Source organism: Microvirga sp. M2, from assembly GCF_047497095.1.
In the GTDB taxonomy this organism is placed as follows: Bacteria; Pseudomonadota; Alphaproteobacteria; order Rhizobiales; family Beijerinckiaceae; genus Microvirga.
Genome location: NZ_CP134063.1, coordinates 1,152,153 through 1,163,098, shown reverse-complemented (window position 1 = coordinate 1,163,098; position 10,946 = coordinate 1,152,153). Strand labels below are relative to the sequence as shown.

The 10,946-nt window shown below is 61.2% G+C and carries 6 protein-coding genes and 1 pseudogene; 6 read left to right on the top strand and 1 reads right to left on the bottom strand.

Annotated features, from left to right (window positions below; all coding sequences use genetic code 11):
- Positions 1–454: 454 nt before the first annotated feature.
- A complete protein-coding gene (locus RE429_RS05445; RefSeq protein WP_414473322.1) occupies positions 455–1,141 on the bottom strand; it encodes a response regulator transcription factor in 687 nt (228 codons plus the stop codon).
- Positions 1,142–2,047: 906 nt separating this feature from the next.
- Here RE429_RS05445 and RE429_RS05440 point away from each other — a divergent pair.
- From RE429_RS05440 to RE429_RS05415, 6 genes and pseudogenes are all read left to right on the top strand, one after another.
- A pseudogene (locus RE429_RS05440) lies at positions 2,048–4,270 on the top strand (PAS domain-containing protein); the annotation flags it as partial.
- Positions 4,271–4,330: 60 nt separating this feature from the next.
- A complete protein-coding gene (locus RE429_RS05435; protein ID WP_414474131.1) occupies positions 4,331–5,482 on the top strand; it encodes a sensor histidine kinase in 1,152 nt (383 codons plus the stop codon).
- A 128-nt stretch (positions 5,483–5,610) separates the two neighbouring features.
- Positions 5,611–7,092: a xylulokinase gene (xylB, locus tag RE429_RS05430; RefSeq protein WP_414473321.1), complete on the top strand. Its 1,482-nt coding sequence runs from the start codon at positions 5,611–5,613 to the stop codon at positions 7,090–7,092.
- Between the two features lie 261 nt (positions 7,093–7,353).
- Entirely contained in the window at positions 7,354–8,883 is a 1,530-nt protein-coding gene (locus tag RE429_RS05425) for a sugar ABC transporter ATP-binding protein (RefSeq protein ID WP_414473320.1), read from the top strand.
- Between the two features lie 44 nt (positions 8,884–8,927).
- Positions 8,928–9,911: an ABC transporter permease subunit gene (locus RE429_RS05420; protein ID WP_414474130.1), complete on the top strand. Its 984-nt coding sequence runs from the start codon at positions 8,928–8,930 to the stop codon at positions 9,909–9,911.
- 84 nt (positions 9,912–9,995) lie between these two features.
- On the top strand, positions 9,996–10,934 hold the full coding sequence (locus RE429_RS05415; protein ID WP_414473319.1) for an ABC transporter substrate-binding protein: 939 nt from the start codon (positions 9,996–9,998) through the stop codon (positions 10,932–10,934).
- Positions 10,935–10,946 lie beyond the last annotated feature (12 nt).

Here is a 10,946-nt window from a genome sequence, read left to right as displayed (position 1 = left end):
TAGGTGGCTTCGATATCGGGCATCGGGGCGAGAACTTTCTCTTCACGCGACGAAGACCTGCTTGCGGCAATCCCATGTCGTGAAGCGCCAGATCCTCGATCATCGATGCTTCGCCATGTCGAGACATCGCTCAGAGCCTCCTGCGGGCGAGCAGCGGCGACAGGATTGCAGGCAGCCGGGGCAGCGATCGTAGGCACCCCCGGGAAGCGGGAAATCGGGCGAGACATGGGCAGAAAACTTGACGTTCCGAATAGCTTGTCCGACCTTACCCAGTCTATCTTGCGTCAAGCTGGCTTACCGAAGGCTCGTTATCGCCGTGCGATTATCGCGAGCCGCGAGCCGCGAGCCTTTAACGTGAAAAGCCGGGTCCGCGTGAACCCGGCTCGCCCATTCGTCGATCTCAGCAACCGCCATTTTTGGGCGGAAGCGCCAATGCTTGCGGCAGCCCGTGTTTTTACGAGACCGGACCCGTATAGGAATAGCCGATATAGCGCTTTGCATCGATCGGGTCGTAACCCAGACGCTGCCGCAGCTTCTTGCGGAGCTTGCTGATATGCCCCTCGACGACACTGTCCTCGACATCGTCGCTATAAAGGCCATAAACCGCGTCGAAGATCTGCTTCTTCGTCAGGCGATGGCCCTTCTTGCGAACCAGGTACTCAAGGATATGACGCTCACGACGAGGCAATGCGAGCGGAATTCCGTCGATCTCGGGATCGCGTCCGTCGAAGAAGACCTTGAGACGATCCTTATCGTTCTGGTTTGACCGTCCAAGGCTCGCATTGACCCGTCGCCACACGGCCTCGGAACGGGCCAGAATTTCACGCACGTGAACCGGCTTGCGAACGACATCGTCGAATTTGGCCGTAAAGAGCTCCAGCGTCTCCTCCAGGGAGCGAACATCGCTCAATGCGATAATGGGAGCTTTGGAGTGGCGCCGGATGCTCTCTGCGAAGCTGGCGCGCTGCTCGAAGGTGCCGAGAACGAAGCCCTGAATTGCTTCCATGTCGGTATCGGACGCCGTTTCCAGCCACTCGCTGAATTCGCTCGAGTACAAGCCGATCGAAGATACACCTTCGCGTTTGAAGCTTGCCACATACCCAGACGTCACAATTTGCCGATCATCGACAACGATATACATGATAGGCCCCCAGCCTGTATTTAGAAATACTTACTCAACACAATGTCATACTTGCCGTTTTCTCGCCGCAATCGGCGGATATTTTTGTTCGGCGATTGGAAATTATGCCCATTCGTTATGGCGGGCAATACGTATTGAAACAGAGAGTCAAGACCCAGAAAGTTAATGAGTGTTAAGTTTCGGGTTTCCTGCCCCAGCGTCTGCTCATGGCCGCTTAACCCGAATCGGGTAAATTGCCGGCTGAAAGGCCAACCTACTGAGGCTCAACATTTTCCTTGGCTGAAGGACGCCTCGATCGTCAGGTGAATAATGGCCGACAATTCTATATACGTTGTTTCATAACTAAGGGTTATGCGAAATAGAACGCTACGTAATCCTGCTTATCCGGCCGTTCAAGCGCGCTTGTTTCGCCCTGGTCCCGGCAGCGCCCATTTTGGGCCGATTCGCCGGGCGCCTTCATCCTGCCTCGCCCAGGAAGACTTTCTGGGCGAGCAGCTGGTCATAACTTGCCAACCTTGCTCCAATCTCGCGCGTCCCGGAGCATCGGGCGTGAAAAGTGGGTTCCACTTTTGGGATCGATGCGATGCTCCCAGGTTGGAACAGCGCATCGTTCGGGCGGATAACCCCTGCCATAGAGCGCAGGGGTTTAAGGGACGTTAATCGCCTCTTGGAGCATCGTGCGAAAATGCGGACCTGGTTTTTCGCAAGAACGATGCACTGTTCTATAGCGGAGCATCGCATTGATCCCACACGTGGATTCCCCTTTTCACGCCCGATGCTCCAGCGGCAAATGGCGCGTCGCGGCATCTCCATAAAGACGAACTCATTGAAATTTCCTGTTCCCTTTGATGGCCGAACCGCTCAAGGTGAAAAAAGAACAATAACGCTCCTCGGCCGGCCCCATCTATGACCCACCAATCGACCAAGGATGGGCTCTTCTCAGCCTTTCGTGCTCATCGTCATTCTATCCTCAGCCAATGGGGGATCAGCGCTTCAAGCCCTGAACCGGCTTTTGCCGACATTGCGCAACTGGCCGCACACGTCTGCGGATGCCCGATGGCGGCCGTCACGTTCATTGGGCAGGAATGTCAATGGTTTAGTGCGGCAACGGGAATCGACCTGCGCGAAATCCCCATCGACGCTTCCATCTGCGCCCATGCTCTCCAGGGAGCGGACGTGATCAGCATCGGCGAGCTCTCTCGACATCCTGAGTTCAAGGCCAAGCGTCTCGTTGCAGGCGAACCCCATGCGCGTTTCTACGCTGCCGTCCCGCTATGGAGCGACGACGGGATTGCATTGGGCTCTCTTTGCGTCCTTGACACGGCCCCTCACCCCGGCCCTCTCAGCCGAAAGCAGTCGGAAAATCTTCTCGCGCTCTCGCGCCTGGTGACACGCGAGCTTATGGCGAAACGGCTGAGTGTGATGAATTCCCCCCATAGGCAGGAGCAACGGGAAAGCCCGACCTCCGGCCCCTTCGAGGCTGACGCTTCAAACCGAGTGCAGGCGACGGCCGCGGCCGGGTTCGATGACGTAAAATATCGTTTGAGGCATCACTCGGGCGGCTATCGATGGGTTTCCTCCCGCGTTCAGCCTTTGCGAAACAGCGAGGGGCATGTCGAGCGGTGGATCGGTACGAGCGTCGACATCAATGCCGTTAACGAAGTCGAACATGCCCTTTCAACGAGTCAGGAATTCGCCGACCGCCTGCTCGCGAGCTTCGACGGCTGTGCCATGGTCTTCGGTCTCGATGGCCGGCTCCTGTTCATGAATGAACGCGGTCAGCAGGCTATGGAGATCGACGATTTTTCCAGGGTCGACGGCTGCCTTTGGCATGATTTCTGGAACGATGCCGCCCAGCGGGATGTGAGTGCTGCCTTTGAGGCGGTCAGATCCGGAAGAACGGAACGCTTCCAGGCACAGGATACGCTTCGTCGCGACGCGACGAAGTGGTGGGATGTCACAGTCACCCCCGTTCTGAATGGCGAAGGAAAGCTCGAGACTTTTCTCGCGATTGCAAGAGATTCCAGCAAGTTCCGGGACGCTGAGCAGGATCTGCGTCTCAGTAACGACCGCTACCGCGCGCTGGTCGAAGCCAGCACGGCCATCGTGTGGCGTGCGGATGCAAAGGGTGTCCTGCTCGAAAGTCCCGGATGGCAGGAGTTCACGGGTCAAAGCCCGGAGGACTTCAAAAGGAACGGCTGGTTGGATGCCGTGCATCCCGACGACCGTGCTCGCGTCATGGAGTCCTGGGAGGATCTCATCCGGTCGGAAGAACTCGGGAGGGCCGAGTGTCGCGTTTTGCTTCCGAATGGCGATTATCGATGGGTCCTTGTCACGGGAATACCGCTGATCGACCTTCATGGGGACGTCCAGGAGTGGATCGGCACGCTTACGGATATCCATGAGCAGAAAGCTGCGGCCGAACATTTCCGCATGAGCGAGCAGCGATACCGCGCATTGATCGAAACCAGCACTGCAATCGTCTGGCGCGCGAACGCACAGGGAAGGTACATCGAAGGATGGGGGTGGCGTGAATTCTGCGGCCATGAACCGATGGTTGGAGCCCCGCTCGGTTGGTTGGATCTGATCCATCCCGCCGATCGCGACAAGACGGCTTCCGCATGGCTGGAGGCCGTCATCCGGAAGAAGGCGGCAAGGATCACTCACAGAATGCTGGGCCCGGCCGGCGAATATCGGTGGGTGTTCTGTCGCGCTCTTCCGCTCCTGGATGAAGCGGGAGAGGTTCAGGAGTGGACCGGCACGATCGCCGATATTCATGATCGACGGTCCGCCGAAGAAAAACTGCGGGCGAGCGAGGAGCGTCTGCGCCTGGCTGTGGAAACGACCGGCTTGGGCATCTGGGACTTCGACCTCGTCACCGGCCAGCACCAGTGGACGCCGGAGGCTCATCACCTCCTGGGCCTCGATCCGCACACCAGGATCGACACGACTTTCATCCTCAAGCTCGTTCATCCGCATGACCGCGGCCGATTTGAGGACATTTTCCATACCGGCGAAACCGCCGGAGCCTTGGCGTACAGCGATACGTTCCGAATTTTCCGCGCCGACAACGGTGAAGAGCGCTGGATTTCGGTGACCGGCCGTACGGTCCTGGACCAGGATGGAAGGGCTGTTCGCAAGATCGGCACGGCTCAAGACATTACGGCGCGCAAACTTGCCGAAATCGCCTTGAAGACCAGCAAGGACAAGCTGAGCCGCAGTGAAGCCCATCTTCGCTCGATCCTCGAGACCGTTCCCGATGCGATGATCGTCTCCGACGAGATGGGCATCGTCAGATCGTTCAGCGCCACGGCGGAACATATCTTCGGGTATCGGCCCGAAGAGGTGATCGGCACGGATGTCAAATTCCTGATGCCGCAGAAAGCCCGCGAGCAGCATGACGACTTCGTTCGCCATCGTCGCGGTTCCGAGGAACGCCGTATCGTCACTCCTGGCCGCATCGCGATGGCTCAACGGAAGGACGGCAGCACCTTCCCCATGGAAGTGCAGGTGGGCGAAATGGAATGGGAAGGAGAGCGCTACTTCACGGCGTTCATTCGCGATCTCACGGACCGGCAGAATACGGAAATGCGTATGCAAGAGCTGCAGGCCGAACTCGCCTACATGTCGCGGCTCACCGCCATGGGCGAAATGGGATCGACGCTTGCTCACGAAATCAATCAGCCTTTGACCGCGATCGCCAGCTATCTCAACGGGTGCGGCCTGATCCTGGACCGCATGGAAGGCGAGCATGTGGCCATGCTCAAACTTGCCGTGCATGAGGCCGCCGAGGAGGCTTTGCGTGCCGGCGAGGTGATCCGCCAGTTGCGCGAGTTCGTTGCGCGGGGAGAGACCGAGCACCGGATCGAAGACCTTCAACGCCTCGTCGAAGAGGCCAGTGCCCTCGGACTTGTCGGAGCCAAGGAGAAGGGTGTCCAGGTTGAGTTCGATTTTCCGCAGGAGAGTCCGCAGGTCATCGTCAACCGCGTTCAGATCCAGCAGGTTCTGATCAACCTTCTCCGCAACGCGGTCGAAGCCATGCACGATGCTCGGAATCCTTTCCTGGCAATCCAGGCACGCGTGGTTCAGGATGGGACCCTGGTCCAGGTCAGCGTGAGGGACACGGGCCCGGGCATTCCTCCAGAGGTCCTGAGCAAGCTTTTTACACCGTTCACGACGACGAAGACGAGCGGCATGGGCGTCGGCTTGTCGATCTGCCGGACCATCGTGGAGTCCCATGGGGGAAAGATCTGGGCGGATTCGGACCCGGCTGTGGGAACCACGTTCCACTTCACCCTCAGGAACCTCGATGTTGAAGAAGTCGCATCGCCCGAATCCTGAAGAACCCATAGGACGGCAGGCCCCGAAGGACCCGCATCCCCCTTAAAGGATCCGGGCATCGCAAGATGCGACGTGCCCATCTATAGTTGGGTCCGCAGCCCGTCGGGCGGGTCTGTTGGAGCCTTCGCATGCCTTGCTATCTCGGTATCGATGTGGGGACCTCGGCGGTCAAAGCGCTCCTCGTCGACGAGGAGCAACGCACCATGGCCGACGCGACAATCCCTCTGGAGACATCTCGCCCGAAGGATCTCTGGTCAGAGCAGGATCCCGAGACATGGTGGATCGCCGTTCAGGCAGCCCTCGAACGCCTCCGCGTCCGGGCTCCAGCCGCTTTTTCCGGCATCGAGGGAATCGGATTGTCGGGACAGATGCATGGCGCCGTGCTGCTCGACGCGCGCGGGCAGCCTTTGCGGCCGGCCATCCTCTGGAATGACGGCCGGTCCTTTCAGGAGGCGGAGGAGCTGAGGAGGCTCCATCCCGAGCTGTCCCAAACGACAGGCGTCATCCCGATGCCCGGCTTCACGGCACCGAAGCTCCTCTGGCTCGCCCGGCACGAACCTGAAACCTTTCGTGCCATGCGAACGGTTCTCTCGCCGAAGGACTATATCCGCCTGAAGCTGACCGGCGCCTGCATCACCGAGATGTCCGATGCCGCCGGCACGTGGTGGCTCGACGAAGCGGCGCGCGACTGGTCGGACGAGGCGCTCGCGGCAACGGGGCTCGATCGCACCCGAATGCCTGACCTGATCGAGGGATCGGCGCCGTCCGGCATGGTGCGCCCGGAAATCGCCCGGACATGGGGGCTGCGGAGCGACGTCATGGTTTCCGGGGGTGCGGGCGATGCGGCGGCCGGAGCGGTCGGCCTGGGGGCGATCGACGACGGCTCCGCCTTTATTTCTCTCGGCACATCCGGGCAGCTCTTCGTCACCACGCATCGCTTTAGCCCCGCCCCCGAAACCCTGGTCCATTCCTTCTGCCATGCCCTTCCGGGGCGCTGGTTCCAGATGGCGGCCATGCTGAACGGGGCCAGCTGCCTCGCTTGGGCGGCGGGGCTCCTCAAGGCGGAGGTCTCCGGGCTTCTGCGCCAAACCGAGGCCGCCTATCGCGGCCCCTCTCCCCTGATCTTCCTGCCTTATCTCGCCGGGGAGCGCACACCGCACAACAATCCCTATGCGAGAGGCGTCTTCTTCGGGCTCTCTCCCGAGACAGAGCCGGCCGATCTGGTCCAAGCCGTTCTGGAAGGCGTCGCCTTCAGCTTCGCGGATGCCAAGGCATGCCTTGCACAGGCGGGCACGCAACTGTCTTACGCGGGCCTGATTGGCGGCGGGTCCCGCAGCGCCTTCTGGGCGCGGATTTTCGCCGATGTCCTGAACATTCCGCTCTCCCGGTACGAAGGGAGTGAAACGGGCCCCGCCTTCGGCGCCGCGCGCCTGGCGCGGCTCGCCGCGACCGGAGAGGCTCCGGAAACAGTCTGCTCGGCGCCTGCGGTGATCGAGACGATCGAGCCAGAGCCTCGCTTGGTCGATCAGTATGGCCCGCGCGTCGATGCCTTCCGCCGCCTCTACCGGGCGCTCGAGCCGGAGTTTCGGAATGCGCAGACGGGATGGTAATTGAAAGTATTCTGAGCGGCCCTAGTCTTTTTTCATCCTGAACGATCAAGTCGCCTCTTGCAAAGCCGAGGACGTCAGGGAGGAAAGAACCGTGGGCCGGGGCTCTGTCGTCGCATCCCCAGATACCACTGCCGCCGTTCCTGGAGAATCCAGGCAGGGCATGCTGTTGGCTGCTCTTAAGCAGCGGCATGCCGACCGATGCCGTCCGGAGAATGAACCTCCCAGCGCCCATTCTGGCGCAATGCCGCACAGGGAGGGCTCATGACCGGATCATCCCCAATCCTCGAAATGTCCGGGATCTCAAAAACCTTCCCGGGCGTGAGGGCACTCTCCGATGTGTCGCTCACGGTCTACCCCGGCGAAATCCATGCCCTCATGGGGGAAAACGGCGCCGGCAAATCGACCCTGATGAAAATTCTCTCGGGGGCATACCAGGCCGACAGCGGCGGAGAGATCCGGATCGACGGGAAGCCCGCGACGATCAACGGCCCCCTCGCGGCTCTTCACCACGGGATATCGACGATCTATCAGGAACTCGCCCTCGCGCCGAACCTATCGGTCGCCGAGAACATGCTGCTGGGGCGCGAGCACCGAAGCGGCCCCATGATCGACCGCCGCTCGATGGAGAACGCCTGCCGGAATGTGCTCGCGAGGCTGGGGGTCTCCTTCGGACCGTCGACCAGGGTCAGCGAATTGTCGATGGCCGAACGGCAACTGGTGGAAATCGCCCGCGCCCTCATCGCCAATGCCCGCATCCTGATCATGGACGAGCCGACCACATCCCTCTCGTCCCGGGAAACGGACGCCCTGTTCGCGCTCGTGCGGCAGCTTCGGGCGGAGGGCTTGGCCATCATCTATATCAGCCACCGCATGGGTGAGGTCTACGAACTCGCGGACAGAGTCTCGGTGCTGAGGGACGGCGCCTATGTCGGAACGCTCGAGCGCCGCGACATCTCGGCCGATCGCCTCGTCCGCATGATGGTGGGGCGCGACCTTTCATCCTTTTACAAGAAGGACCATGACGCGAAGGGAAGCCGGGGCCCGGTGATCTTCTCCGTCCGCAACGTGGGTGACGGGCGGCGGGTCCACGATTGTTCTTTCGATCTGCATTTGGGAGAGACGCTCGGAATTGCGGGGCTTGTCGGAGCCGGAAGAACCGAGCTCGCCCGCCTTCTTTATGGAGCCGATGCCCGAACCGGCGGCGAGATCATGCTCCAGGGCCGGCCGCTCTCGATCCACCATCCCGAGGACTCGATCGATGCCGGCATCGTCTATCTGACGGAGGACCGAAAGCACCTTGGCCTCTTTCTGGATATGACGGTCCGCGACAACATCAACATGAACGTGCTCGGGCGAGATGCCCGCGCCGGGAAAGTGCTGAACCAGAAGACCGCCAGGAGTCGGGCCGCCGAGGCGATCCGCTCTCTCACCATCCGGGTTGCCGGGGACATCGTGCCCGTCGGCAGCCTCTCCGGCGGCAATCAGCAGAAGGTTCTGCTCTCCCGCCTTCTCGAAACGAAGCCTCGTGTTCTCATTCTCGACGAGCCGACGCGCGGGGTGGATATCGGCGCGAAATCGGAGATCTATCGACTGATCGACGCGCTTGTCAGAGGCGGCGTCGGCGTCATCGTCATTTCGAGCGAGCTTCCCGAGATCGTCGGCATCTGCGACCGCGTTCTGGTGATGCGCGAGGGAAGGATCGCCGGCGAAGTGGGGGGGGCCGGTCACCCGCCCATGACCCAGGAGAACATCGTCGCGATCGCGACCGGGGTAAAGGAAGCCGCCGCATGACATCTCCCAACGAGACCAGCACATCCCTTCAGAGTTCAGGAGCCATGAGCGCGGATGCGGGAAAGCGAAGCCTGCAGCGACGCCTTGCATGGCGATCCACCCTGCAGGCCGTCGGCATGCTGCCCGTGCTCATCATTCTCGGCATCGCGTTCGACCTCATGTCGGGGCGCTTCCTGAGCGTACAGAACCTCTCCATCGTCGCGCAGCAGGCGTCGATCAATATCGTTCTCGCCGCCGGCATGACCTTCGTCATTCTCACCGGCGGCATCGACCTCTCCGTCGGCTCCATTCTCGCGGCAGCCGCCATGGTGGCGATCCTCGCGTCGAAAATTCCCGATTGGGGCATGCTCGGCATTCCCGCCGCCATGCTGATGGGACTTGCGCTGGGCTTCGTCAACGGCGCGCTCATCGCCTTCATCGGGCTGCCGCCGTTCATCGTAACGCTCGGATCACTGACCGCCGTGCGCGGCCTCGCGCGCCTTCTCGGAGCCGATACCACTCAGTTCAATTCGGAACTGCCCTTCGCATTCATCGGCAACGGAGATCTGTTCGGCGTGCCATGGCTGGTGGTGATCGCTCTCGTCGTCGTGCTGATTTCCTGGTTCATCCTGCGCCGGACGGTGCTCGGCGTGCATATCTATGCGGTCGGCGGCAACCCCGATGCGGCCCGCCTGACAGGGATCAAGGTCTGGGCCGTGCTCCTCTTCGTCTACTGCGCCTCGGGCCTTACCAGCGGGTTGGGCGGCGTGATGGCCGCAGCACGGCTCTATGCGGCGAACGGACTTCAGCTCGGCCAGTCCTACGAGCTCGACGCCATCGCGGCCGTTATTCTCGGGGGAACCAGCTTCGTCGGCGGCATCGGCTCGATCTGGGGCACGCTGATCGGAGCACTCATCATCGCGGTCCTGACGAACGGCCTCATTCTCGTGGGCGTCTCCGATATCTGGCAATTCATCATCAAGGGCCTCGTCATCATCGGCGCAGTGGCTCTCGACCGTTATCGTTTGAAGGGTTCCGCGCGCACATGAAGCTCGTGCCGCACGGTCACCGCGATCGAGGTTTGGTCGTCCCGACGCGGCGCAACAAAGACCAACTCACGTGGAGGAAGACACATGAAGCGTATTCTTCTGGTGGCTGTCGCCGCCGCGGCGCTCAGCGCCGGCGCGGCTCAGGCCAAGGAGCTGAAATCCCTCGGCATCTCGCTCGGCTCCATGGGCAACCCGTTCTTCGTCGCCCTCGCCCGTGGCGCCGAAGCCGAGGCGAAGAAGATCAATCCGAACGTCAGGGTCACGGCCGTCGGCTATGATTACGACCTCAACAAGCAGTTCACGCAGATCGACAACTTCATTGCGGCCGGCGTCGATATGATCCTTCTCAATCCGGGGGATCCGAATGCGGTCGAACCTGCCATCAAGAAGGCTCAGGCCGCCGGCATCATGGTTGTCGCGGTCGACACGGCCGCGAAGGGCGCGGACCTGACGGTGACGACCGACAACGTTCAGGCCGGACAGATCGCCTGCCAGTTCATCGTCGACAAGCTTCAGGGCAAAGGCAATGTCATCATCCAGAACGGCCCCCAGGTCTCGGCGGTCATCGACCGGGTGAAGGGCTGCAAGGAGGTATTCGCGAAGAACAACGGCATCAAGATCCTGTCGGACGATCAGGACGCGAAGGGCTCCCGCGAAGGCGGCCTCCAGGTCATGCAGAGCCATCTCACCCGCTTCCCGGACATCAACGCGGTTTTCGCCATCAACGATCCCCAGGCCATCGGGACGAATCTCGCCGCCAAGCAGCTCAACCGGAACAACATCATCATCACGTCGGTCGACGGCGCTCCCGACATCGAAGCGGCTTTGAAGGATCCCGGCAGCCCCATGATCCAGGCTTCCGCCAGCCAGGACCCCTATGCCATGGCGCAGCTCGCCGTCCGTTTGGGCAACGACGCCATGAATGGTAAGAAGCCGGAGAATACGGTAACGTTGATGCCCTCGAAGCTGATCACGCGGGACAATGTCGGCCAGTATCAAGGATGGTCCGCACCCCGCTCCTGATCCTTTTGCGCC